14 protein-coding genes and 1 tRNA gene are annotated in these 26,250 nt (G+C 70.5%); 9 read left to right on the forward strand and 6 right to left on the reverse strand.

The features are described from left to right. The first annotated feature begins 2 nt into the window (after nucleotides 1-2). Both AB0L91_RS15775 and AB0L91_RS15780 read left to right on the forward strand, forming a co-directional pair. On the forward strand, nucleotides 3-1,271 hold the full coding sequence (locus tag AB0L91_RS15775) for a HipA domain-containing protein (protein ID WP_365010476.1): 1,269 nt from the start codon (nucleotides 3-5) through the stop codon (nucleotides 1,269-1,271). A 147-nt stretch (nucleotides 1,272-1,418) separates the two neighbouring features. Further along, a complete protein-coding gene (locus AB0L91_RS15780; RefSeq protein WP_365010479.1) occupies nucleotides 1,419-2,081 on the forward strand; it encodes a pentapeptide repeat-containing protein in 663 nt (220 codons plus the stop codon). Between the two features lie 210 nt (nucleotides 2,082-2,291). Here the strand turns inward: AB0L91_RS15780 and AB0L91_RS15785 are convergent. Further along, a tRNA-Arg gene (locus AB0L91_RS15785) sits at nucleotides 2,292-2,364 on the reverse strand. An 85-nt stretch (nucleotides 2,365-2,449) separates the two neighbouring features. After that, on the reverse strand, nucleotides 2,450-2,926 hold the full coding sequence (locus AB0L91_RS15790; RefSeq protein WP_365010481.1) for a hypothetical protein: 477 nt from the start codon (nucleotides 2,924-2,926) through the stop codon (nucleotides 2,450-2,452). A gap of 257 nt (nucleotides 2,927-3,183) precedes the next feature. Here AB0L91_RS15790 and AB0L91_RS15795 point away from each other — a divergent pair, with 257 nt between their 5' ends. After that, a complete protein-coding gene (locus AB0L91_RS15795; RefSeq protein WP_365010484.1) occupies nucleotides 3,184-3,813 on the forward strand; it encodes a hypothetical protein in 630 nt (209 codons plus the stop codon). A 1,274-nt stretch (nucleotides 3,814-5,087) separates the two neighbouring features. Here the strand turns inward: AB0L91_RS15795 and AB0L91_RS15800 are convergent. Both AB0L91_RS15800 and AB0L91_RS15805 read right to left on the reverse strand, forming a co-directional pair. Further along, complete coding sequence (locus AB0L91_RS15800; RefSeq protein ID WP_355271191.1) at nucleotides 5,088-5,885, reverse strand: DUF1542 domain-containing protein; 798 nt, start codon at nucleotides 5,883-5,885, stop codon at nucleotides 5,088-5,090. Between the two features lie 99 nt (nucleotides 5,886-5,984). Further along, nucleotides 5,985-7,124, reverse strand: coding sequence for an acyl-CoA dehydrogenase family protein (locus tag AB0L91_RS15805; protein WP_355271193.1), 1,140 nt, complete (start codon nucleotides 7,122-7,124; stop codon nucleotides 5,985-5,987). 72 nt (nucleotides 7,125-7,196) lie between these two features. Here AB0L91_RS15805 and AB0L91_RS15810 point away from each other — a divergent pair, with 72 nt between their 5' ends. From AB0L91_RS15810 to AB0L91_RS15820, 3 genes are all read left to right on the forward strand, one after another. Then, nucleotides 7,197-7,796: a TetR family transcriptional regulator gene (locus AB0L91_RS15810; RefSeq protein WP_365010487.1), complete on the forward strand. Its 600-nt coding sequence runs from the start codon at nucleotides 7,197-7,199 to the stop codon at nucleotides 7,794-7,796. A gap of 19 nt (nucleotides 7,797-7,815) precedes the next feature. Beyond that, complete coding sequence (locus AB0L91_RS15815; RefSeq protein WP_355271195.1) at nucleotides 7,816-8,199, forward strand: metalloregulator ArsR/SmtB family transcription factor; 384 nt, start codon at nucleotides 7,816-7,818, stop codon at nucleotides 8,197-8,199. Nucleotides 8,200-8,318: 119 nt separating this feature from the next. Then, entirely contained in the window at nucleotides 8,319-9,956 is a 1,638-nt protein-coding gene (locus AB0L91_RS15820; protein WP_355271196.1) for a long-chain fatty acid--CoA ligase, read from the forward strand. A gap of 133 nt (nucleotides 9,957-10,089) precedes the next feature. Here AB0L91_RS15820 and AB0L91_RS15825 read toward each other — a convergent pair whose 3' ends face one another. Together AB0L91_RS15825 and AB0L91_RS15830 are read right to left on the reverse strand one after the other, a co-directional pair. Continuing rightward, entirely contained in the window at nucleotides 10,090-10,482 is a 393-nt protein-coding gene (locus AB0L91_RS15825; RefSeq protein WP_218720750.1) for an SCO5389 family protein, read from the reverse strand. Between the two features lie 85 nt (nucleotides 10,483-10,567). After that, nucleotides 10,568-11,599: a nitronate monooxygenase gene (locus AB0L91_RS15830; protein ID WP_365010492.1), complete on the reverse strand. Its 1,032-nt coding sequence runs from the start codon at nucleotides 11,597-11,599 to the stop codon at nucleotides 10,568-10,570. A 266-nt stretch (nucleotides 11,600-11,865) separates the two neighbouring features. Between AB0L91_RS15830 and AB0L91_RS15835 the strand changes: the two genes are divergently transcribed. The 3 genes from AB0L91_RS15835 (at nucleotide 11,866) to AB0L91_RS15845 (ending at nucleotide 26,184) form a co-directional block, all read left to right on the forward strand. Further along, nucleotides 11,866-12,732, forward strand: coding sequence for a M23 family metallopeptidase (locus AB0L91_RS15835; protein WP_365010494.1), 867 nt, complete (start codon nucleotides 11,866-11,868; stop codon nucleotides 12,730-12,732). Between the two features lie 325 nt (nucleotides 12,733-13,057). Beyond that, nucleotides 13,058-20,266 (forward strand): amino acid adenylation domain-containing protein, encoded by a 7,209-nt coding sequence (locus AB0L91_RS15840; protein WP_365010496.1) that lies wholly within the window; start codon nucleotides 13,058-13,060, stop codon nucleotides 20,264-20,266. Nucleotides 20,267-20,322: 56 nt separating this feature from the next. Next, on the forward strand, nucleotides 20,323-26,184 hold the full coding sequence (locus AB0L91_RS15845) for an amino acid adenylation domain-containing protein (RefSeq protein ID WP_365010499.1): 5,862 nt from the start codon (nucleotides 20,323-20,325) through the stop codon (nucleotides 26,182-26,184). Nucleotides 26,185-26,250: the final 66 nt, after the last annotated feature.

Raw genomic sequence — 26,250 nt, forward strand, 5'->3', positions numbered from 1 at the left:
TGATGGCCCGCAAAAAGGCTCCGGGTTTGGATGTGTGGCTGTACGGGTGCCACGTCGCCCACCTCATCGAACCGAGCACCTATCGGTACAGGCTCGAATTCACCGATGAGGCGCTGGATGTCTTCGGTCAGGGAGCGAGGGTGCTCTCGCTCGCACTGCCCTTCGATACCAAGGCGATCACTGACGCGGCGGGGGGTCGTCGACCTGTGGCGGCTTTCCTGGAAGGACTCCTTCCCGAAGGTAACCTCCGTCGGTATCTCGCTGCGAGTCTCGGGGTCACCGCAATCGATAAGCTGGAACTATTGCGAGCAGTGGGCGCCGAGTGCGCGGGTGCGGTGCAGTTCCTCCCCGAAGGGGAAACGCCGTCCGCCGGAACGATCAGAAAACTTGCCGACTACGAAGTGAACCGCCTTGTCGCCGATCTCCCTACCTACCACCTCCCCGAGGGAGCAGTGCCGCAAGCATCGCTTGCCGGAATTCAGGACAAGGTGCTGCTGGTTGCGCAACCGGACGGTTCCTGGGGATGGCCCGAGGGTGGCGCGGCGTCGTCACACATCGTCAAACCCGAGCCGTTGGGTGGCGCAGCCGTGCCCCATCTCATCCAGGCCGAGCACTGGGCAATGTCGGTCGCCGATGCCGCGGGCCTCAGCGCCGCACAGACCACTGTCGAATCCTTCGACGGGCGTAGAGCTCTCGTCGTTGCCCGCTATGACCGGGCCGACGGCGGGGGCAGGCTGCATCAGGAGGACTTCTGCCAGGCGCTCGGACTGGACCCCGACGCGAAGTATGAAAGTACTACCGAATTCGGACGTCTCGGGTCCAGACTGCGCCGACTCGCGTCGGTGGCGGCTGACCGTGCGATCGATCCCCAGGCGTTCCGCGTTGATCTGCTGTCGGCCGTGACCTTCAACGTGATCATAGGCAACGGCGATGCCCATTCGAAGAATTATTCGCTGCTGCTCGGCCGCCGCGGCGAGGTATCACTCGCTCCGCTGTACGATTCCGCCCCGGTCATGTACCTGGATCCTCGATTCAAAGGCACAGGCCACATCATCAACGGCCGCAGCAGTATCGACTCTGTCGACGAAAGCGACCTCGTGGCCGAAGCGCGCTCGTGGGGGCTGGCACCGCGAGTAGCGCAGGACACGGTCCGTTCCGTAATGGCGAAAGTCTGGGAAGCTGCGCACTCGATCGCCCTGCCGCCCGGCGCCGAGCAGATCTCGGACAACCTCGACCGTCTATGGGTTCGGCGACTTTGGGCTGTGCCGTGATCTCCTCGCCCGCGATGCCGGTCTGATGTGGAAAGAACTCGCGAAAGTGTGCCCTCGGCGAGGCACATCGAACGGAATGTCGCCAGCGCGGCGTGCGCGATTGGAACAACTAGTTTCTGAACATCCCGGGTGGGAAGAAAAAGTGGTATGGGGCAGTTGATTTATGGCCGGACCAGGAGCGATGTCAAGCGTTGGCCTTCTGGCCCTGCGGCTCGAGCGGCTCTGGGGCTCTACCTGGATCAGTTGCCACCGGTGTCGATGTCGATGTCGGCATCCAATCTCTTCGATGGGGACGGTCTGGACCTTTCCCGCTCTGATGTATCGGGTTTGTTCTTGGAGGGCGCGTCCTTGAATGGGGCCGATCTGACTTCGGCATGTGTATCCGATGCGGATCTGTATACAGCGTGGATGATTTCGGCCGATTTGCGTAGTGCTGATTTCAGTCGTAGCGATCTCCGTAAAGTCGAAGGGCGTGGCTGTTCGGCATCTGGTGGTATTTTCTGTGATGCCCGCCTTCAGGGCGCGGTCTTCGAGGATTCGGACTTCCGGCGTGCAAATCTGGTTGGTGCTGACTTGCGGAGCGCAAGCTTTGCGGCTGCCGATCTCGGATCCGCCGATCTGCGAGGCTGCGAGTTTTCTTCGACAGACTTTTCGGACGCACGAATGGGCGGATGTTCGGTGGCAGGCGCTTCGGGGTCCATAATTGGTCCAGTGGATGTCGGAGTGAAATCGGCTATAGTTCTCGCGGGTCTCGAGCTCAAGAAATGGTTCAGCGAAAATGGAGCTGTGAATGTCACCATTCGATTGTGACCCGGCTGTCATCGACGCCGAACTTCGAGCCGGACTGCCGACCAGGCTTGGGACGGGGAGGGGAGTCGGAACCGGTGGCGGCCAGATGGCCACGAGCGCTGTGCCCGATCTCGCGCGCGGCCCGGAACAACCGGTCGTGGTCATCACAATCGGCGGGTTCGCAACGGGACGAAGGGGCCGTTGACCTGAGAAACCAGTGTCGCAGGTTTGTGCCCTCGGCAGGATTCGAACCTGCGACACCCGCTTTAGGAGAGCGGTGCTCTATCCCCTGAGCTACGAAGGCGGGGTTGGTCGGGGTCGGGTTGGGCCCGGTTCGACCGTGCCGAGTATAGCGTGCGGGGGGTACGGGGAAGCAAAGCTGGGGATGGCTAGTCGAGCTGGCGTTCGGCGTCGGCGGGGATCCAGGGGAAGGGGAGGTCGGGCCAGCGGGCGGTGGGCCAGGTGGTGAGGTCGATGGCGAGGACGGCGTCGATGAAGGGTTGGGGTGGGCGGTAGGCGTGGGTGGTGATGTAGTGCCGGATCATGGATGGGGCGGCGTAGGCGGTGCCCGGGGCGGCGGGGATGCGGACCTCGCCGGAGTGCTCCGGGGCCTCCGCTGCCGGGCACAGGTCGCAGGCGTGCAGGCCGAGGCAGTAGTTCATCATCTGGACTCGCTGCACGGCGTGTAGTTTCTCGACGAACTCGTGCGGGACCGTTCCGGTCGGATACGGGTGGCCGACTTCCAGCCAGCCGACGTTCAGGCGGGTGTAGGCAGGGCGGAACCAGGCGCCCTTGTAGCCGGACTCGATATCGATGAACGAATCCTCGTCTTCGTAGGTGTACTCGCTGAGGTCTTCGAAGAACATCCACCCATCCTGGCGCGCGGCCCGGCGACACGCTGATCTGAAACGGGTGTGGGCCCCTGAGGTGGGGTTTCGGTGTTCTAGCGTTCCCGGTGGTTTCCGCCCGGCCGGCCGGGCATTCGTGCACGCAATGACTTTCTGCCTTCGCTCGAGGAGTACGTGGTCATGGTTGTGGGGTTCCGCTTACGGCGGCACGGCGCGCTGAGTCGCGTCGAGCCGCCGGGGTTGTTCGTGTCGAAGACGGTGCTCGACGTGCGCAGGTGGTGAGGGCGCTCGTGCTGGCCGCGGCGGTGTGCGTCGGGCTGGCCGGGTGCGCGGTCGACGGTGGGCTGGTCGATGCGGATTCGCCGTCGGCGCAGGCGGATCGGGCGGCCGCGGCGCGGACCGAGGAGATCGAGGGTGCGAGCGCGGTGACGCAATCGACGATGCTCGCGTTCTATCGGTCCGTCTGTGCTTTGCAGACGCGATATCGCGCTGACCTGAAAGCCGCCGACCGCGACGCCGGGACACTCACCCCCGCGCAGTACCGCGACGTGGCCGCGACGATCCTCGGTGGCCGGGCCGCCGCGGCCGACGGCGCGCGCGACTCCGCGCACCGGTTGCCGATCCCGGATCTGTTCCCCGACGAATGGCGTTCCGCGCAGGGCGAATTGGTCGGGCTCTTCGATCGGCTCGGACAGGCGGACCGGGTGCGGGCCGGCGAGATGGGTGGCGTCGACCTCGCCGACACCGACCGGCTGCGCGGCGTCGCCAGGGATCTGCTCGCCGCCTCGGCGCAGCAGATCGAGAACGAGAACCCGCGGATCCGGGTCGTCGCCCAGCGGCTACCCGCGTCCAAGCAGGTGCGGCGGGACGCGGGGGAGTTGACGGAATGTCGGACGCCTAGCTGAGCGTGGTCCGTCGAAACCAGCCCTGACGAGAAAGGAAGGAGTGTGTGATGCGCGCAGCCGGGTTCATTCGTGGTGGGCTGCTGGCCGGCCTAGTGTTCGCCGCCCTGTCGGTGGCCGGCGTGGCCGCCGCCGACGACCACACTCCGGCCGCCCCGCCCAGCACACTGGCCACCGCGTTCGGTCCGCATCGGTCACCGTCGATCGTCGACGCGGACCTCGGACGATCCACCACGGAAGACGCGACAGCGGAAGGTAATCCGCCCTCGGAACCCGGAACGCCGTTGGCCGTCACCAGCCCTGCGCTGGACCGGATCCTCCCGGCGAGCCCATCGCCGATCGAGCCGATCCTGTCGCTGCTCAGCACATTCGGCATCGCAATACCGCACCAGGCCGACCCTGACCAGCCCGCTCCCGGCGTCGATTCATCCGAGCCCGCGGCTGAAGCCCAGCCGCCCGAGCCGTCGACCGAGAGTGGCCCCGGACCTGGCTATGCCGAACCGGCATCCAAGGACGGTCCGCCCCGACCCCGTGCAAGAACCGAGCCTGCCGACCCGCCTGCCGGGGGCGATTCCGCGGAGCCGACGATCAAGGGTGCTCCTCCCGAGTCGACGGTCGGGGCTGGACCTGCGGGGCTGGCCGAGGGCGTTGCTGTGGAGTCGGCGGCCGGGGCAGGTGCAGGGCAGCCGATCGGGGCCGAGCTATCGATTGCGGGCTGTCGTACGTTGCCGACGCGCGAGGGCGGGACGGCGACGGGGGCCGGGCCTTCTGGGTCGACCGTCAGGGATGGTCCGGCGGAGTCGGCCCGGGATGCGGGAGTTGCCCGGGCGGGGATCGAGGGTGGATCGAGGCCGTTGGCGGTTGACAGTCGGCTGGGTCAGCTGCCGATCGGGGCCGGCGGACCGGTCTGCCTCGGTGCGATCGACTCTGGCCGGATCGGGTTCGGCGGGATCGAGCGAGGCCAGGTCGGCGTTGATGCGATCGACCTCGGCCCAGGCGGACTCTGGCAGATTCCGGCGCAGGTCGGTCTATCTGTGCGCGGTGCGCCCTGGGCGGATCGAAGTGACCTGGTCGCCGGGGTCCACCGGCTGTTCCCCGGCATCCGGGCCGAGCCGGCGATCAGTCGCGCCGACGGTCGGCACCGGCATCACGTGAACTGCGTCGACGGCCGAGCCCCGGACGACCACAACCCGACTCACCACCGCGAGACACCCCTCACCCACCATGGCCCCGGCTATCTCGGCGGCGCCAGAGCCGGTCCCGGACCACCGGCTGGTTCAGAACGAGTCGAGTCCGCCGCCGTCGAACCCGCCGCTGTCGTATCCACCACCGTCGAAACCCTCGGAGCCGCCCCACCCACCTGAATCCTGACCCGGGTCGTACCCCGGATCCTGGCCGACCTCGCCCTGACCGGCATCCTGGTCGAGCGCCGCCTCGCCGGTGCCGTCCTCGAAGGCCTGGGCGTCGTAGCCGACTCCGGACATCCCGGCGAACAATGTCGTGAACAGCAGTGCCGAACCGGCGCCCCAGGCGCCGGCGATCAGCGCGGGCTTCCACCACGGCTCCGAATACCACCCCGCGGGGACCGGCCGACCTGCCACCCGCCCGCCGGGGTAGTAGTTCGGCGTGCCCTGGGACGGGGCGGGGGAGGCCGCGATGCGGCGGCCGTTGTGCTCGACGACCCGTAGCTCGTCGACCTGTCCCGCGATGTCCTGACCATCGAGGGCCGGTACCGGCGGGCCCGGGTCCATATTCATCGCGGTGCGCGCAGCCCGGATGTAGTACAGCCCTTCCATCGCCGTCTGCTTGGCCAGGCGGGCCTGGGCGGGTGAGTTCGCCCTGTCCATCTGCCCGCCCGCCGCGTTGTAACGTTCGGAGGCGTCGGCCAGCGCCTGCCGGGCCGCTTCGTTGCGCGGCGACAGCTGGTACACCTGGCCGCCGAGCCGTTCGATCGTCACTCGCGCGTCGGCCTGCGCTTCGTCGAGTTCGCGCGCGTTCCGCTTGTTCTGCTCGGCGCGCAGATACAGCAGTGCCACCACGCACACGATGACGATCACGATCAACCACCACAGCATCGCGCACCTCTTTCGCCCGAGGTCTCGAGACGCCGTCCAGTTTACTGGCCGGTTGCCGGATCGGGCTGAGGCTGCTTGATCAGCGCGTTGCGGGGTAGCTCACCCCGCGAGGTGGCGGGCGATCACCAGCCGCTGGATCTGGTTGGTGCCCTCGAAGATCTGCATGACCTTGGCCTCGCGCATGTAGCGCTCCACCGGGAAGTCCTGGGTGTAGCCGTAGCCGCCGAAGACCTGGACCGCGTCGGTGGTCACCTTCATCGCGGCGTCGGTGGCGACCAGCTTGGCGACGCTGGCCTGGCGCGAGTACGGGAGACCGGCGTCGCGGCGCCGGGCCGCGTCGAGGTAGGTGGCGCGGGCGGTGTCGACGGCGGCCGCCATGTCGGCGAGCACGAAGCCGAGGCCCTGGTGGTCGATGATCTTGCGGCCGAACGCCTCTCGCTCCTTGGCGTAGGCGACGGCCTCGTCGAGCGCGCGCTGGGCGACGCCGGTCGCCACCGCGGCGATGCCGAGGCGGCCCGCGTCCAGGGCGCTGAAGGCGATCGACAGGCCCTGGCCCTCGTCGCCGACGCGGCGTTCGGCGGGCAGGAAGGCGTCGTCGTAGGCGGCGGTGGTGGTGGGGATGCCGCGCAGGCCCATCTTCTCCTCGGGCTTGCCGAAGCTCAGGCCCGCGGTGTCGGCGGGGACCAGGAAGCAGGAGATGCCGCGCGAGCCCTCGCCGGTGCGGGCGAACAGGGTGTAGAAGTCGGCGCGGCCGCCGTTGGTGATCCACGCCTTGGTGCCGGTGAGCCGGTAGCCGCCGTCGACCGGGGTGGCGCGACAGCGCAGGGCGGCGGCGTCGGAACCCGCGTGTGCCTCGGACAGGCTGTAGGCGCCGATGGTTTCGCCGGAGAGCATGCCCGCGAGCCACCGCTGCTTCTGCTCGTCGGTGCCGTAGGTGAACAGCGGGTGGCAGGACAGGCCGTGCACGCTCACCGCGACCGCGACGGCGGCCCAGCGGCTCGCCAACTCCTCGAGCACCTGCAGGTACACCTCGTAGGGCTGCGCGCCGCCACCGAATTCCTCCGGGTACGGCAGGCTCAGCAGCCCGGCCGCGCCGAGGGCGGGGAAGACGCCGTCGGGGAAGACGCCGGTCTTCTCGCTCTCGGCGACGCGCGGTTCGAGCACCTTGTCGGCGATATCGCGGGTCAGCTCGATCAGCTCGCGCGCTTCGTCGGTGGGCAGCATCCGGTCAACAGCCATGCTCGACACAGTACGTCCAGCATTGAATTGCGTGCAAGGCAGCACGGAATTTCCACCCCCTATACTGGGTCGATGCCCGAGCTGCCACCGAACAAGCATCAGGAGAAGAGTCTGCGAACGCGGACACTGCTGCTCGATGCCGCGATCGAGAGCCTGGCCGAGGTCGGCTACGCGGGCGCCTCGATCGCCGACATCACCGCCAGGGCCGGGGTCACCCGGGGCGCGCAGCTGCATCAGTTCCACACCAGGAGCGAGCTGTTCGCGCAGACCATCGGTCATCTCACCGAGCGGCAGCGGGAGGCCATGCAGCGCAAGGCGAAAGCCCTGCCCGGCGACAGCGCGGCGGGCGCGGTGCTGGTCGAACTGGTCACCGCGACGTTCGCCGGGCAGCTCGGTCGCGCCGCCGTCGAGCTCTACGTCGGCATCGCCAACGATCCGCCGCTGCGCCGCGAGATGCTGCGGTTCCAGCACGAGCTGACCGTCGAGCTGCTCGACCGCTGCGCCGGGCTGATCGACCCGGCCATCACCCGCGAGCGGCTGGAGAGCACCTTCTGGCTCACCATCAACCTGGTCCGCGGCGCCACCCTCGACGAGATGGTCGGGCGCGACCGGGTGCGGCGCAAGCAGGTGCTGGCCGACTGGACCGCGCTGGCCGACCTCGCCCTGCGCTGAGCGGGCCTATCATCTGCGCATGAACGCAGACGGCGGACCGGGCCGCGCGCCGCTGGCCGACGACCAGGTGGGACTCGTCGTCGAGGTCTTCCGGATGCTGGCCGATCCGACCCGGGTCCAGGTGCTGTGGGCGCTGGCGGACGGTGAATTGTCGGTGAACGAACTGGCGACCGCGGTCGGAAAGCCGGGGCCGTCGGTGTCGCAGCATCTGGCCAAGTTGCGGATGGCCCGCCTGGTGCGGACCCGGCGCGAGGGCACCACGATCTTCTACAGCCTGGAGAACGATCATGTCCGCCAACTGGTCCTCGACGCGGTGTACAACGCCGAGCACGCGGGTCCGGGCGTGCCGGCGCATCATCGCGGACCCGACGCGCAGCCACCGCACCGGGCGCAAGAGGGCTGACGCTGAACACACCGTTCACCAGGAAAAGTTACGCCGGGAAACGGTTGCCGCCCGCTCTCCCTTCGGTAGCATCCGCTTGTGACGTGGCTCATGCCGCGGCGGGACCGAAGGAGTTTTCGATGCTGAGCACCATGCAGGACGACCAGCTGTCGCTGGCCAAACTGCTCAACTATGCCGCCACCTTCCAGGGCAATTCGACCGTGTCCACCTGGACTGGCGACGGTGTGCGCACCATGACCTTCCGCGAGCTCGGCGCGGATGCCGCGCGGCTGGCCAACGCGCTGCGTGGTCTCGGCGTCGAAGAGGGTGACCGCGTCGGCACCTTCATGTGGAACAACAACGAGCACATGGTGGCCTACATCGCGGTGCCCGCGATGGGCTCGGTGCTGCACGCGCTCAACATCCGCCTGTTCCCGGAGCAGCTGGTCTTCGTCGCCAACCACGCCGAGGACAAGGTCGTGCTCGTCGACGGCACCCTGGTGCCGCTGTTCGCGCAGTACCTGCCGAACCTGAAGACCGTGCAGCACGTGATCGTCGTCAACGGTGACGCGGCCGCGCTGACCGCGCCCGAGGGCGTGCAGGTGCACTCCTACCGCGAGCTACTCGACAGCCAGCCCGCCGAATTCGACTTCCCGGTCGTGGACGAGCGGTCGGCCGCCGCCATGTGCTACACCTCCGGCACCACCGGCGACCCGAAGGGCGTCGTCTACTCGCACCGCTCCAACTGGCTGCACGCCATGCAGGTGAATCAGCCCAACGGCATGGGTTTCCAGGGCTCGGACTACGTGCTCGCGATCGTGCCGCTGTTCCACGCCAACGCGTGGGGCCTGCCCTACGCGGCGCTGATGTCGGGCGCGAACATCCTGATGCCGGACCGCTTCCTGCAGCCGGGCCCGCTGCTGGAGATGATGGCGGCCGAGAAGCCGACCTTCGCCGCCGCCGTGCCGACAATCTGGGGCGGCGTGCTGGCCGGCCTGGCCGCGCAGCCGCAGGACATCTCGCACCTGCGCACCGCCGTCGTCGGTGGCTCCGCGGTGCCGCCCGCCATGATGCGCGCGTTCGAGGAGAAGCACGGCGTGCGCATCCTGCACGCGTGGGGCATGACCGAGACCTCCCCGCTGGGCAGCGTCGCGCACGCGCCCGCCGGTGTCGATGGCGACGAGGCCTGGGCCTACCGCTACACCCAGGGCCGCTTCCCGGCCAACGTCGAGGCCAGGCTCGTCGGCGACGACGGCAAGGTCGTCCCGAACGACGGTGAGTCGCTCGGCGAGCTCGAGGTCCGCGGCGCGTGGATCACCGGCTCCTACTACTCGCCGACCGGCGCGGAGATCGACCCGGACAAGTTCGACGACGGCTGGCTGCGCACCGGCGACGTCGGCAAGATCAGCCCCGACGGCTACCTCACCCTGGTCGACCGCTCCAAGGACGTCATCAAGTCCGGTGGCGAGTGGATCTCCTCGGTGGACCTGGAGAACGCGGTGATGGGCCACCCGGCCGTCGCCGAGGCCGCCGTGATCGGTGTGCCGGACGAGAAGTGGGACGAGCGCCCGCTGGTCGCGATCGTGCTGGCCGACGGCGCCGCCGCCGAGGCTGTCGAACTGCGCGACTTCCTGGCCGACAAGTTCGCCAAGTGGCAGCTGCCGGAGCGCTGGACCTTCATCGCCGAGGTGCCCAAGACCAGCGTCGGCAAGTTCGACAAGAAGCGGCTGCGCGCGCAGTACGCCGAGGGCGAGCTGGACGTGACGACTGTGGGCTGATCCCCCGGACGAACAACGGCGGGCGTGGAATCGCTTCCACGCCCGCCGTTTCTGTTCAGTTGTTTGTTCTGTTGTCGGATCCTGTTGTGCGATGCAGTTGTCGATATTCAGTTGTCGACAGAAACGCTGGTGCTCAACAGTTCCGGAGTTCCGGGCTCTGGTTGAGGAGCTGGGCGCGCGGGCTGATGTAGCGGCTGTAGGTCTCGCCGCCGACCGCCGAGAGCGGGAACGCCGCGACCCGATGGCAGTTCTGGAAGGCGAGTTTCACGCCGAAGTGCCGTTCCAGCCCGCCGCGGATCGCGTCGGAGGCCAGGGCGCGCAGCAGCTGGCCGCGAGCGACCTCGTCCGGCGGCGGCACCACGTTGTCGGCGAATTCCGCGTCGCCCGCCCGCAGGTCGCCGGCTACCCGGCTCACCACTTCCCAGGCGTAGGGCAGTGATGTGCGGACGCATTCGACGAATTCGGCGTCGTCGATATCGCCCTGTTCGGCGCGCTCGAGCAATGCTGCGGGAACATCGAGGGACATGGCGCTCTCCTCCTGCTTGGTGGTGGTCGGCGGGATGCGATGCCCCTTCGAGTCTAAACGAAATCCGTTGTCAATAACCCTGGATTCATTCTGAAAGTGCTTTCCGTAGTGCGCTTTTCGCGTCGGCGGCCAGGTCCGCGATCAGTTCGCCTGCCGATAGCTCGGTCGCCAGTGAATGCGTTTGCCCCGCCCACAGATTCACATCGTCGGTGTTGCCCGCGGCCCGTCCGGCGGCCCGCAACGGTGCGGTGGCGTAATGAATTTCGGGGTACGCGGCGGGGGCGGTGGCGGTGTGCTCCCGAAGAAAACGGTTGCGGATTCCGCGCGCACGTCGTCCGGTGAAGGCGCGGGTGAGCATCGTCGATTCCGGTGACCCGATCGCGCCGCGGTGCGCGGCGTTGGTGCCCGCCTCGGCGCAGCGCAGCAGCGCGGTGCCCAGCTGCCCGGCCGCCGCGCCCGCGGCGAGCACCGCGGCCAGGCCCGCGCCGGTGGCGATGCCGCCGGCGGCGATGATCGGGCGGTCGGTGCTCGCGGTGAGCAATTGGAGCAGGGCCAGCAGGCTCAGTGGGTCGACCTGGTCGTCGGCGGGATCGTCGAGGAAGCTCGCGCGGTGCCCACCCGCCTCGGCGCCCTGGGCGATGAGCGCGTCGGCGCCCACGTCGATGGCGATCGCCGCCTCGGCGGGGGAGGTGACCGTCACCCAGACCTCGGTGCCGACCGCGTGCAGCCGGTCGACCTCGACGGCGGTGGGGCAGCCGAAGGTCGTCGACACCACCGCGACCGGGTCGGCGACCAGCAGATCGATCTTCTCGGCCCAGCCGTCGGTGTCGTGCCTTGGCGTGCCGAGCGGGTACTCCTCGCCGAGTTCGGCCAGGTAGGCCGCGTAGGTCGCCGGCTCGGCGACCGGGCCGGGTGCGAACAGGTTCATGCCGAACGGCGCGGCGGTCGCGGCTCTGGTCGCCGCGATCTGGTCGGCCATCGCCGCGGGCGCGAGGTAGCCGGCGGCCAGTTGGCCGAACCCGCCCGCGTTCGAGACGGCGACCACCAGCTCCGGGGTGGACGGGCCGCCCGCCATGGGCGCGGCGACGATGGGGACACGCAAACTCTCGATCACCATGTCCCGAGTCTGTCCGGTCGGCGCCGGGTGCGGCGCCCGGATAGGCGCGTGTGACCGACTCGGCAACGGGATCGTTACTGTGCGATGGGCCTCCCACCTGCGAGTTCGATACAGAAGGTTGCGGAATGATCACGACGGGGTAGAGTTCCCGTCACAACGGATGCCGAACCGTTACACACGGTGAGGTGGCGGGAACCGCTCAGGCGGATTCCGGGCCGGTCGCAAGCCGGTTTCGTTTCCTTGTTGTCGGACGCTAGGACGAGACTTTGTCGCAGCACCGTATGGGCCCCGAATCCATCTCCGTCAAGGCCCTGCTGGGTGACGGAGGCGCCGGGCGCCCGAGCCGGCACCGCGCCGAACCGTCGCGTTCCGACCGGATGCGGGTCGCCGCCAGCGCCGCGGTCGCCGCGGGCGCCATCGTCGGCACCGCAGCCTCGATCGCTCCGACGATCGCCTACGCGGCCCCGCTGCTACCGACGCACAACGACGACGTCGAGGAATCCGTCGTCCCCGATTCCGCTCGCCAGGCCGCCGACGTGAACTTCGTCGCCGCCAAGCAGGTCACCGCGCCCGCCGAGGCGCCCGGGCAGGTCGACGCCGTCGCCGCGCCGATCGCGGCCCCCGTCGCCGCCCCGTTCGGCATCGGCAACCTGCCGCCCGAGATCGCGGGCCCGCTGGCCCAGGTCGAGGACATCATCCAGGGCATCCAGCACCAGGTCGCGCCGCCGCAGGCCGCCCGTCCGGTCGCGGGCCCGATCAGCTCCGGCTTCGGCGCCCGCTGGGGTGCCATGCACTACGGCGTCGACTTCGCCGACTCGATCGGCGCCCCGATCCACTCCGTGTCCAGCGGCACCGTCATCGAGGCGGGCCCGGCCTCCGGCTTCGGCCTGTGGGTCCGCGTGCTGCAGGACGACGGCACCACCGCCGTCTACGGCCACGTCAACGAGATGCTGGTGACCCAGGGCCAGCGGGTCAACGCGGGCGATGTCATCGCGACCGTCGGCAACCGCGGCCAGTCCACCGGCCCGCACCTGCACCTGGAGATCTGGGATCAGGGTGGCGGCAAGATGGACCCCATTCCCTACCTCGCCGCCAAGGGCGTGCCGCTCGAGTGGGGCCCGTCCGCGCACTGAGTTTTTCGAGTCGCGGACTTCTCCGCGAAAGCCGAGTGACGGTGGTTCAGTATGAGCCCCGTCACTTTGCTGTGTGATCCGGCAACACGCCTGATCGACGGGCCGATACTCCTCAGGGCCCGTGGAACCGGGGGCCCCGTAATCGGGGGCTGTCGGCACGACGTTCGGCCGGTCTGTGGTCGCTCGATATGATGGCTCGATCTGCACGGGGCGGCTATCGGCGCGTCCATGCTCGATGAGAGGTGAATGAACCCGAATGGAAACCGCCCGTCGTTCTGCCCGCGGTAACCGCCGTCGCCGGTCGAGCAGTCCGACATTCGGTCAGTTGCTGACGGCCGCCGTCGAATCGGCCGCCGACGCCACCGCCATCCGGTTCAACCCCACCGGCGACCAGGCCGACCAGCGCGAACTCACCTACCGCGCGCTGGACGAGGAATCCTCCCGGCTGGCCAGGGAACTGATCGCCCGCGGCGTCGGCCCCGGCGACATCGTCGCCGTCGCGATCACCCGCTCGATCGAATCGGTGCTCAGCGTCTGGGCGGTGGCCAAGTCCGGTGCCGCCTACGTGCCGATCGACCCGGCCTACCCGGCCGAGCGCATCGCCCACATCGTCACCGACTCGCGCGCCGTCCTCGGCGTCACCACCACCGCGCACCGGCCCGCCCTCGGCACATCGACCGAGTGGCTCGAGCTCGACGACCCGGCCGTCGCGGCGCGGATCGCGGCCCAGCCCGCGCACGCCATCTCCTACAGCGACCGGGTGCGCACGCTCGACGAGCAGCACCCGGCCTATGTCATCTACACCTCGGGTTCCACCGGTCTGCCCAAGGGCGTCGTGGTGACCCAGGCCGGTCTGTCGACGATGGCCGCGGTGGGCAGGCAGTACCGCGTCGACGCGGGCTCACGGGTGACCCACCTGAGTTCGCCCAGCTTCGACTTCTCCCTGATGGAGATGCTGTTCACCTTCACCGCGGGCGCGACCCTGGTCGTGGTCCCGCCGACCGTGTTCGGCGGCGACGAACTCGCCGATCTGGTTCGCCGCGAACAGGTCTCGCACCTGCTGATCACCCCCGGCGCGCTCGAATCGGTCGACTCCACCCGGGTCGACACCGTGCGCGTGGTCGTCACCGGCGGTGACAAGCTCGGCCCCGAACTGGTGGATCGCTGGGCGGCCCAGGGCCGTTCGGTGTTCAACGCCTACGGTCCCACCGAGGCCACCGTCATGGTGACCACCGGCGAGATGACCGCGGGCGAAGCGGTGACACTGGGTTCGGTGATCCCGGGCGTCGCGGCCTTCGTGCTGGACGCGCGGCTGCGCCCGGTGCCCGCCGGTGTCGTCGGCGAGCTGTACCTGGCCGGGCCCGCGCTGGCCCAGGGCTACCTGGACCGTCCCGAGCTCACCACCGAGCGTTTCGTCGCCAACCCGTTCGGCGCCGACGCGGGCGCGCCCGGCGGACGCCTCTACCGCACCGGTGACCTCGTGCGCCGCAACACTTCCGGTGAGTTCGAGTACCTGGGCCGGTCCGACTTCCAGGTCAAGATCCGCGGCCTGCGCATCGAGCTCGGCGAGATCGACAACGCGCTGACCACCCATCCGGACGTCGACTTCGCGGCCACCCTCGGCCGCACCCTGACCAACGGCGTGACCTCGCTGGTCGCCTACGTGCTGCCCCGCGCGGGCGCCGCGGTGACCCCGGCCGACCTGGCCAACCACCTGTCGGGTCTGCTGCCCGCGTACATGGTGCCCGCGGCGATCGTGCTGCTCGACGAGATCCCGCTGACCCCGGTCGGCAAGCTCGATCGCAAGGCCCTGCCGGAGCCCACCTTCACCGCCCGCGAGTTCCGTGCGCCGAGCACCCCGATCGAGGAGATCGTCGCGCAGGTGTTCGCGGCGCTGCTGGTGTCGGGCGACAACCAGAAGGTCGGTGCGGACGACGACTTCTTCGAACTCGGCGGCAACTCGCTGCTGGCCGCCCAGGCCGTGGCCCGGATCGGCACCGCGCTCGACGCCAGGGTGCCGGTGCAGCTGGTGTTCGAGGCCTCGACGGTGTCGGCGCTGGCCGCGCGGGTCGAATCGCACGTCGGCGCGGGCACCGGCAACCCGCTGACCGCGCAGACCAGGCCCGAGCAGATTCCGCTGTCCTACGCGCAGCAGCGGATGTGGTTCCTCAACCGCTTCGATCCGGCCAGCGGCGCCAACAACATTCCGCTGCCGGTGCGGCTGTCCGGCGAGCTGGACGTGGCCGCCATGCGCGCCGCGGTCGCCGACCTGGTGGGCAGGCACGAGGTGCTGCGCACGATCTACCCGGAGGTCGACGGTGACGCCGTGCAGCTGGTGCTGCCGGTGGGTGATCCGCGTGCCGTCCCGCAGGTCGAGCTGGTCGACACGACACCCGAGCAGCTGCCCGGCCTGATCGCCGAGCAGGCGGTGGCCGGTTTCGATGTCGCGGTCGCGCCGCCGGTGCGCGTGCGGCTGTTCCGCCTCGGCGCCGAGGAACACGTGCTGCTGTGCGTGGTGCACCACATCGCCGCCGACGGCTTCTCGATGGCGCCGCTGACCCGCGACCTGATCGCCGCCTACTCCGACCGGCTGCGCGGCAGTGCCCCCGCCTGGCGTGAGCTGCCGGTGCAGTACGCCGACTTCACCCTGTGGCAGCGGGCCACGCTCGGCGCCGAGTCCGACCCGGATTCGCTGCTGGCCCAGCAGATCTCGTTCTGGCGTGACGAATTGGCCGGGCTGCCCGAGCAATTGGACCTGCCCGCCGACCGGCCCCGCCCCGCGGCGATGAGCAACCGCGGCGCGAGCTACGACTTCCGGATCGACGCCGACACCCACGCCGCGCTGGATCGGCTCTCCCGCGAACACAATTCGACGCTGTTCATGGTCGTGCACACCGCGCTGGCCGTGCTGCTCGCGCGGTTGTCTGGCACCACCGACATCGCCGTCGGCACCCCCGTCGCCGGTCGTGGCGAAGCGGTGCTCGACGACGTGATCGGCATGTTCGTCAATACCCTGGTGCTGCGCACCGAGGTGGACCCGGCCCGCAGCTTCGACGAACTGCTCGGCAGTGTCCGCGGCACCGACGTGGCCGCCTTCGGGCACGCCGACGTGCCGTTCGAGCGGCTGGTCGAGCTGCTCGACCCGGCCAGGTCGATGGCGCGCCACCCGCTGTTCCAGGTGATGCTCACCTTCCAGAACCTCGCGGGCGCCGAACTGACGCTGCCCGGCCTCACGGTCGCCGGTGTCGATCTGGCCGTGCCGTTCGCCAAGTTCGACCTCGAGCTCACCCTCGTCCCGCTGGAGACCGACGGTGTCGCGAGCGGGGTGTCGGCGGCGTTCACCTACGCCACCGACCTTTTCGACGAGGCCACGGTCGCCGGGTTCGCCGACCGGCTGGTGCGCCTGCTGGCCGAGGTCGTGGCCGATCCGGCCCGCCCGGTCGGCGCGATCGAGCTGCTCGAAACCGTCGAGCGCGAGCGAATCCTGCAGCGGTGGAACGACACCGAGCACGAGCTCGCGCCCGCGCTGCTGCTCGACGGTTACCGCGCCGCGGTCGCGGCGCGGCCCGACGCGATCGCCCTGTCCTTCGAGGGTGCCGAGCTGACCTACCGCGAGTTCGACGAGCGGGTGAACCGGCTGGCCCGGCTGCTGGTGCGGCGCGGGGTCGGCGCGGAGTCGCTGGTCGGGCTGGCGGTGCGCCGGTCGCTGGATCTGGTCGTCGGCATGTACGCGATCGTCACCGCCGGTGGCGCGTACGTGCCGCTGGATCCGGATCATCCGGCCGAGCGGATCGCGCACATCCTCGACACCGCGCGGCCGGTGTGCGTGCTGACCACCACCGCCGACGCCGTCGAGGTGCCGGTGTCGACGCCGGTGATCACCATGGACACCGTCGCGCTGGACGACTTCTCGGGTGCGCCGCTGAGCCCGGCCGAGCTGGTCCGCCCGGTACTGCCGCAGCACCCGGCCTATGTCATCTTCACCTCCGGTTCCACCGGCCGCCCGAAGGGCGTCGCGGTCTCGCACCGGGCGATCGACAACCAGATCGCGTGGATGCTGGCGGAGTACCCGCTGGCGCCCGGTGACGTGTACCTGCAGAAGACCGCGACCACCTTCGACGTGTCGCTGTGGGGCTACTTCATGCCGCTGCGCACCGGAGCGAAGCTGGTCGTCGCGACCCACGACGGCCATCGCGATCCCGCCTACATCGCCGAAACCATTGCGGCGCAGGGCGTCACGATGACCGACTTCGTGCCGTCGATGCTCACGGTGTTCGCCGCGCACACCACGCCCGGCGCCATCCCCACCCTGCGCGACGTGTTCGCCATCGGTGAGGCGCTGCCGCCGGAGACCGTCGCCGCGCTGCGCGCGGTCTCGCCCGCGCAGGTGCACAACCTCTACGGCCCGACCGAGGCCGCGGTGTCGGTGACCTACTGGCCCGCGGGCGAGACCGATCGCGGCTCGGTGCCGATCGGCGTGCCGCAGTGGAACACCCAGGTCTACGTGCTGGACGCGCGGCTGCGGCCGGTGCCCGCCGGAGTGGTCGGCGAGCTGTACCTGGCGGGCGATCAGCTCGCGCGCGGGTACGTCGCCCGGCCGGATCTGACCTCGGATCGCTTCGTGGCCAACCCGTTCACGCCCGGCGCGCGGATGTACCGCACCGGTGACCTGGTGGTCTGGCGCACGCCCACCGACGACGGCCACGTCCTGGAATACCTGGGCCGCACCGACTTCCAGGTGAAGTTCCGCGGACAGCGCATCGAGCTGGGCGAGATCGAGACGGCGCTGCTGGCGCAGCCGTCGGTCAGCCAGACCGTCGCCGTCGTCGCCGATTCGCCCGCCGGTGAACAGCTGGTCGCCTACGTGGTGCCCAAGCCGGGGGAGCGGATCGAGCAGGCGGCCCTGCTCGCCTCGATCGGTGATTCGCTGCCCGCGTACATGATTCCGGCCGCGCTGGTCGAGTTGGATGCGTTCCCGCTGAACCCGAGCGGCAAGCTCGACCGCAAGGCGCTGCCCGCGCCGACGTTCACCGCGGGCGAGTTCCGCGCACCGGCCACGCCCACCGAGGAGATCGTGGCGGGCGTCTACGCCGAGCTGCTCGGCATGGCGCGCGTCGGCGCCGACGACGACTACTTCGCGCTCGGCGGCAACTCGCTGCTGGCCACCCGCGCGATCGCCCGGATCAACGAGGCGCTCGACGCCGAGGTGACCATTCGCGACCTGTTCGAAGCGCCGACCGTCACCGCGCTGGCCGCGCGGGTCGGCGCGGTCGGCGGCGCGGCGGCCCGGCCCGCGCTGGTGGCCACCGCACGGCCGGAACGGATTCCGCTGTCGCTGGCCCAGCAGCGCATGTGGGTGCTCAACCAGCTCGATCCGGCGTCGGGCTCCTACAACATCCCGTTCGCCATCCGGCTGACCGGCGCGCTCGACGTGGCCGCGCTCGACGCCGCGGTGACCGACGTGCTCACCCGCCACGAATCGCTGCGCACCCGCTTCCCGTCACAGGACGGCACCGCGGTCCAGGAGATCCTGCCGGTCGCCGAGGTGCTGCCCGCCGGGCTCGAGGTGGAGACCACGACCGAGGTGCTCGCCCGCGCCGCCGCGCTGGCCGAGGCCGGCTTCGACGTGACCAGGGAAGTGCCCGTGCGGGCGCGGCTGCTCACCGACGGATCGGCGGCCGACTGGCTGCTGGTGTTCGTGGTGCACCACATCTCCGCCGACGGCGCGTCGCTGGCCCCGCTGGCCCGCGACCTGATGACGGCCTACGTCGCCCGCGCCGGACAGCAGGCCCCGGCCTGGACGCCGTTGCCGGTGCAGTACGCCGACTTCGCGCTCTGGCAGCGCGCGGTCGTCGGCGCCGACGACGAGCCGGACTCGGTCGCCGCCGCGCAGCTCGACTACTGGCGGACTCAGCTGGCCGGCGTGCCGCCGCTGCTGGAGCTGCCGCAGGACCGCCCGCGACCCGCGACGCCGACGCTGCGGGGCGCCACCACCGAGCTGCGGCTGCCCGCCGAGGTGCACGCGCAACTGAATCACCTCGCGCGCGAGCACAAGTCGTCGCTGTTCATGGTCGTGCACGCGGCGCTGGCCGTGCTGCTGGCCAGGCTCTCGGGCACCACCGACATCGCCATCGGCACCGCCGTCGCCGGGCGTGGTGAGCGGGCGCTCGACGAGCTGGTCGGCATGTTCGTCAACACGCTGACCCTGCGCACCGCGCTGGACCCGGCCGGGTCCTTCGACGAGGCGGTGGATCTGGCCCGCGAGACCGACCTGGGTGCCTTCGCGCACGCCGACCTGCCGTTCGAGCGGGTCGTCGAGGTGGTCGCGCCGGGTAAGGGCAGCGCGCACAATCCGCTGTTCCAGGTGGCGCTGACCTTCAGCAACAACGAAGCGGCCGCGCTCGAACTGCCCGGTCTCAGCGTGACCGCGCTGGAGACCGCGGTGGCGGCGAAGTTCGACCTGCAGGTCGACGTCGAGCCCCGGTTCACCGCCGAGGGCGCGCCGGACGAGCTGGTCACGCTGTTCAACTACGCCACCGACCTGTTCGACGAGGCCACGGTGCGCACCATCGGCGCGCGCTTCGCCCGCATCCTGACCGCGGTGGCCGCCGATCCGCAGATCCGGGTCGGCGATATCGACATCCTCGACGAGCAGGAGCGGGCCAGGCTGCTCGCGGGCGCCACCCAGACGCCGGCACCGGTCGCGCCGTCGGGCGGCACCACGCTGGCGCAGGCGTTCACCGCCGCGGCCGAGGACGATCCGGACGGGCCGGCGCTGGTCTGGGGCGACGACTCGCTCACCTACGAACAGCTCGACACCCGCTCCTCGCGGTTGGCGCGGCTGCTGATCGGCCGTGGCTTCGGGCCGGGTGCCGGTGTGGCCGTTGATCTTCCGCGCGGTGTCGACTGGGCGGTGGCGGTCTGGGCCGTGCTCAAGTCCGGTGCCGCGGTGCTGCCCGCGCCGGGCGTCGGCGCGGCGCCCACCGAACCGGCCGCCAAGATCGGCATCACCGCGGGCGCGACGCCGGACGGCGATTTCGAGTGGGTGGTCCTGGACGATCCGGCGATCCGCACCGAGCTGTCGACCCAGTCGGCCCGCCCGGTGACCTACGCCGACCGCACCAGGGCGCTGCGCGGCGGCGACCCGGCCTTCGTCGGCGTCGACGGTGTCCGCAGCTACGACGAACTCGCCACGGCGGGTGCGCGCGTGCGCGCCGACGCCGCGCTGACCTTCGAGTCGCGCACCTTCGGCAACGGCGCGGCGGACAGCTTCGCCGTGCTCGTCGAGCCGGTCGCGGCCGGTGTCGCCGGCGCGTCGATGGTGCTGGCGCCCGCGGCGGGCGACGATCTGTCGGCGGTACTGGCGGAGGAGTGGGTGAGCCACCTGTTCGGCGATCGGGCCGGTCTCGAGGCGGTCGACACCGCCGGGCTCGACGACCTGCAGGCATTGATCGCCGACGAGGTCGCGCCGGGCAACCCCGGCCCGGCCGAAGTCGTACTGGTGCTCGGGGACCCGCGTCCGTCGGTGTCCTGAGCCGTGACCGTGGTGACGGGGCGACGAGTTCCGGTGATGGGTGAGGTGGAATCGCGATGACACGACCGGTACGGACGCGCCCGGTGCGGACTCGCCGCGCCAGGGTGACCGCGTTGCCGCAGCTGCTGGCCACCGCCGTGGAGACCAATCCCGACGGTCTCGCGGTGGTGCTCGCCGACGCCGCGAGCACGCTGGGAAGCCTGAGCTATGCCGAGATCGATGAGCGCTCCAGCCGGATCGCGCGGCTGCTGATCGAGCGGGGCATCGGGGCCGGTGACCTGGTGGCCGTCGGCATCCCGCGCTCGATCGAATCGGTGCTGGCGGTCTGGGCGGTCGCCAAGACGGGTGCCGGGTTCGTGCCGGTGGACCCGAACTATCCGCCGGATCGGGTGTCGCACATGGTGTCCGACTCCGGCGCGGTCTTCGGGCTGACCGTGACGGCGGTCGCCGACCGGTTGCCCACCCAGGTCGACTGGTTGGCCATCGACGACGCGGGCCTCGTCCCGCTGCTCGACGAGGTCTCCGGTGACCCGGTCACCAATGCCGACCGGCTGCGCCAGATCCGCGCCGAGGACCTGGCCTACCTCATCTACACCTCCGGTTCCACCGGTCTGCCCAAGGGTGTCGCGGTGAGCCAGGCCGGGCTGGCCGGGTTCTGCGAGGAACAGCGGCTGCACTACGGCATCGAGATCGGTTCGCGCACCCTGCATTTCGCCTCGCCGTCGTTCGACGCCTCGCTGCTGGAGCTGCTGCTCGCGGTGGGCGCGGGCGCGACGATGGTGATCGTCGACCCGAGTGTCTACGGTGGCGACGACCTGGCCGCGCTGCTGCGCCGGGAACGGGTGAGCCACGCGTTCATCACCCCCGCCGCGCTGGCCTCGATCGATCCCGACGGCCTCGACGACTTCCGGGTGGTCGCGGTCGGTGGCGAGGCGGTACCGCCGGATCTGCTGCGGCGCTGGGCGATACCGCTCGCCGACGGCACCCTGCGGCAGTTCCACAATGTGTACGGGCCCACCGAGACCACGATCGTGGTCAATATCAGCGTGCCGCTCAAGCCGGGCGACCCGCTGACCATCGGCGGTCCGCTGCGCGGCGTCGCGGAGTACGTGCTCGACGACCGGCTCGGCCCGGTCCCGCCCGGTGTCACCGGCGAGCTCTACATCACCGGTGCCCAGCTGACCCGCGGCTACCACGCGCGGCCCGGTCTCACCGCCTCGCGCTTCGTCCCGAATCCCTTCGATCCGGCGGGTTCCCGGCTCTACCGCACCGGCGACCTGGTCCGCTGGACCGCCGACGGCGCGCTGGAATACGTGGGCCGCAACGACTTCCAGGTCAAGATCCGCGGCTTCCGGATCGAGCTCGGTGAGATCGACGCGGTGCTCTCCGCGCACGAGAGCCTCGACTTCGCCGCCACCGTCGGGCACGAACTCGACAGCGGCGCCACGATTCTGGTGTCCTACGTGCACGCGGCGCCCGGCGCGACGATCGACACCGCCGCGCTCACGGCGTTCGCCGAGCGCAGCCTGCCCGCGCACATGGTGCCGACAGTGCTGATGGAGCTCGACACCATCCCGCTGACTCCGGTCGGCAAGCTGGACCGCCGGGCGCTGCCCGCGCCGGTGCTCGAGCACGCCGCGTTCCGGGCGCCCGCGACGCCGGTGGAACAGATCGTCGCCGGGACCTTCGCCCAGGTGCTCGACCTCGGCGAAGACACCCAGCTCGGCCTCGACGACGACTTCTTCGCCCTCGGCGGCAACTCGCTGCTGGCCACCCAGGTCGCCGCCCGGCTCGGCGCCGCGCTCGACACCGACTTCCCGGTCCGGCTGCTGTTCGAGGCCCCGACGGTGGAGGCGCTGGCTCAGCGGCTCGCCGAGTCCGCGGGCGCGGGCGCGCGTCCACCGCTGGTGGCGACCGAACGGCCGGAACGGATTCCGCTGTCGCTGGCGCAGCAGCGGATGTGGTTCCTCAACCAGTTCGACCCGGAGTCGGTCGCCTACAACATCCCGATGGCGGTGCGGCTCGGCGGCGCGATCGACGTGGACGCGCTGCGGGCCGCGGTCGGCGATCTGGTCGCCCGGCACGAGACGCTGCGCACCGTCTACCCCGAGACCGACGACGGCCCGATCCAGCGGGTGCTGCCCGAGTCGGCCGCGACGCCGCAGCTCGAGGTGCGCCGGGTCCAGCCCGCCGACCTGGGCGCGGCCATGCACGCGCTCGGCTCGTCCGGCTTCGATGTGCGCAGCCAGGTGCCGCTGCGGGTCGCGCTGTTCGAGCTCGGCCCGGACGAGTCGGTGCTGGCCGTGGTGGTGCACCACATCGCCGGTGACGGCTCCTCGCTGACCCCGCTGACCAGGGATCTCATGCTCGCCTACGCGGCGCGCTCGGCGGGCGCGGCACCGGAGTGGGCGCCGCTGGCCGTGCAGTACGCGGACTACGCGCTCTGGCAGCGCGCCCTGCTCGGCAGCGAGGAGGATCCGCGATCGCTGGCCTCGGCCCAGCTGGCCTACTGGCGCGAGGCGCTGGCCGGGCTGCCCGACCAGCTCGACCTGCCCGCCGACCGCCCGCGTCCGGCCGTGCAGACCTTCGCCGGCGGCCGGGTGCCGATCGAGATCGACGCCGCGACCCATCGCGCGCTGCTCGCGCTGGCGCACGAGCGGGGCGCGACCCTGTTCATGGTGGTGCACACCGCGCTCGCGGTGACGCTGGCCCGGCTGGCGGGCACCGACGACCTCGCGATCGGCACGCCCATCGCGGGCCGTGGTGAGGCCGCGCTCGACGATCTCATCGGCATGTTCGTCAATACCCTGGTCTTCCGCACCACGCTGCGCCAAGGGGAGCCGTTCACAGAGCTGCTCGCCCGGCAGCGCGACACCGACCTCCAGGTCTTCGCCAATGCCGACCTGCCGTTCGAGCGGCTCGTCGAGGCGATCAACCCGGCCCGCTCGACCGCGCGGCACCCGCTGTTCCAGGTGGGTCTGTCCTTCCAGAACCTGACCCGCACCGGGCTCGAGCTCGGTGAACTGGCGGTCGAGGGCGTCGACGTGGATCTGGCGGTGTCGCAGTTCGATCTGCACGCCGTCGTCGCCGACACCTACGACGCCGATGGTGTCGCCCAGGGCATCAGCGGTGTCTTCACCTACGCCACCGACCTTTTCGACGAGGCGACGGCGGCCGGCTACGCGGACCGCTTCGCGCGGGTGCTCGCGGCCGTGGCTGCCGCGCCGCACCGGCCTGCCGACGAGCTGGAGCTGCTCTCCGACAGCGAGCGGGAGCGAATCCTGCACGGCTGGAACGCGACCGGGCATCCGTGTCCGCCCGCCACGCTGGCCTCGCTGTTCGCCGAGACCGCCGCCGGGCACCCCGACGGTGTCGCGCTGATCGATCCCGACGGCGCGCCCCTGACCTATCGCGACTTCGCCGCGCGGGTCCATCGGCTGGCACGACACCTGATCGCGCAGGGCGTCGGCGTGGAAGACCGTGTCGCGCTGGCGATTCCACGATCCGTTGACCTCGTCGTCGCTATGTACGCGGTGACAGCGACCGGTGCGGCCTACGTGCCCGTCGACCCGTCGCAACCGGCCGACCGGATCGGGCACGTGCTCGACACGGCCGCCCCCGCCTGCGTATTGACCACGGCAGCAGCGGGATTCACAGCGGTTGCCGGCGCGGTGCCGGTGGTTGTCGTCGACGCGATGGACCTGTCCGCGCTCTCGGATCAGCCGATCGCGGCGACCGAGCGTCGCGGGGTGCTGCGTCCGGAGAACACGGCGTACGTGATTTTCACGTCCGGGTCGACCGGCAAGCCGAAGGGTGTCGCCGTCTCGCATGGCGCGATCGTGAACCAGTTGCGGTGGAAGGTCGCCGCGTTCGGGCTCGGCCGCGACGATTCGGTGCTGCTGAAGACGGCGGCCACCTTCGACCTGTCGGTGTGGGAGTTCTGGTCGGCCGCGGTGTGCGGCGGCACGCTGGTGATCGCCGCGCCCGACGGGCACCGCGACCCCGCGTACCTGCTGGGCGTGCTCGCCGGACGGTCGGTGACCACGCTGCACGTCGTCCCGTCGATGCTCGACGCGCTGCTCACCGAGTCGGGTGGGGCACTGCCGCCCGCGCTGCGCCGGGTGCTCGCCATCGGCGAAGCCCTGCCCGCCGCGACCGCGCAACGCTTCGTCGCCACGAATTCCGCCGCGCTGCACAACCTGTACGGCCCGACCGAGGCCGCCGTGTCGATCACCGATCACCGGGTGACCACGGCCGACCGGGCGACGGTGCCGATCGGCGCGCCGGAATGGAACAGCCGGGTCTACGTCCTGGACGCGCGTCTGCGTCCGGTGCCGGTGGGCGTCTCGGGCGAGCTCTACCTCGCGGGCGCGCAGCTGGCCCGCGGCTACTTCGGCCGCCCCGACCTGACCGCCGACCGCTTCGTCGCCGACCCGTTCGCCACTCGGTTCCACACATCGCACGGCGCCCGGATGTACCGCACCGGCGACCTGGTCGCCTGGACGGCCGACGGCGAGCTGGAATACCGGGGCCGCACCGACTTCCAGGTGAAGATCCGGGGCTTCCGCATCGAACTCGGTGAGATCGAGGCTGCGCTGCTGGCCGCGCCGCAGGTCGCGCAGGCGGCCGTGCTCGCGCAGTCCGACGCGCAGCTCGGCGACCGGCTCGTCGCCTACGTGGTGCCCGCGCCGGACACCGAGCTCACCGCGAGCGCGGCCAAAGCCGCGGTGGCGCAGGTGCTCCCGTCGTACATGGTGCCCGCCGCCTTCGTCGTCCTCGATCGGCTGCCGCTCAACGCGAACGGCAAGCTCGACCGCGCCGCGCTGCCGGCGCCGGTGCTCGAACCGCGCCGCTACCGGGAACCGGTGGGGGACAGCGCGATCGCGGTGGCGGAGGTGTTCACCGAGGTGCTCGGTGTCGCCCGGCCCGGTCTCGACGACGACTTCTTCTCCCTCGGCGGCAACTCGCTGCTGGCCACCCGGGTGGTGCACCGGCTGCGCGAGCGCACCGGCACCGAGCTGACCGTGGCCGCCTTCTTCGCCGACCCGACCGTCGCCGGACTCGCGGACCGGCTGACCGCCGGTCCGGCCGGGCTCGGCGGTGACCTCGACGCGGCGCTGGCCACCACGCTGCCGCTGCGCCGGGGCGGCGACCGGGAGCCGCTGTTCTGCCTGCACCCGGTCTCCGGCTTGGCCTGGGCCTACGCGGGTCTGGCCCCGCACCTGCCCGAGGACCGCCCGATCATCGGCATCCAGTCGCCGGCCCTGAGCGACCCGGACTTCCGGCCCGCCACGGTGGACGCGCTGATCGACCACTACCTCGCCGAGATCCGCGCGACCCAGCCGCACGGGCCGTACCACCTGCTCGGCTGGTCGCTGGGCGGCGTGCTCGCGCAGGCGGTCGCCACCCGGTTGCAGGCGGCGGGGGAGACGGTGGCCTCGCTGACCCTGCTGGACAGCGTGCCCGGCGCCGACCTGGCCGATTTCGGCGCCGAATTGCGGGCGGCGTTCCATGAACTCGGCATCCCCGACCAGCAGTTGCCCGCCGCAGACCGACTGGTCGGTCTCGGCGACGACGCCCTGGCCGCGCTGCACGGCGCGCTGGCCGGATCGACGCCGATCTCGCTGCCGCGCTTCGTCGGGATGTACCGGGGTGCGCTGCGGACTGTCGAACTGGTTACCCAACTGATGCCGGATCGATTCGTGGGTGATCTCACCTTCTTCACCGCCCTGCGAACGGCCGGAAAAGCGCCGGGTGGCGCGTCGCGCTGGCGCCCCTATTTCAGTGGGGTCATCACCGATCATCCGGTCGACGCGAGTCATCAGCAGATGCTCGGCCCGGTGGCAGTCACCACAGTCGGCCCGGTAACGGCGCAGGTCATCGCCATTTCCGGGCGGTCCATCGATAGCTCCACGTAACAGGCTCCGCGCAGATTACGATTCTGTTGCAGAGAGTTGGTGTGTCGTGGCGCACACCTCGGCGAC

This window comes from Nocardia sp. NPDC051833 (assembly GCF_040681225.1).
Classification (GTDB): Bacteria; Actinomycetota; Actinomycetes; order Mycobacteriales; family Mycobacteriaceae; genus Nocardia.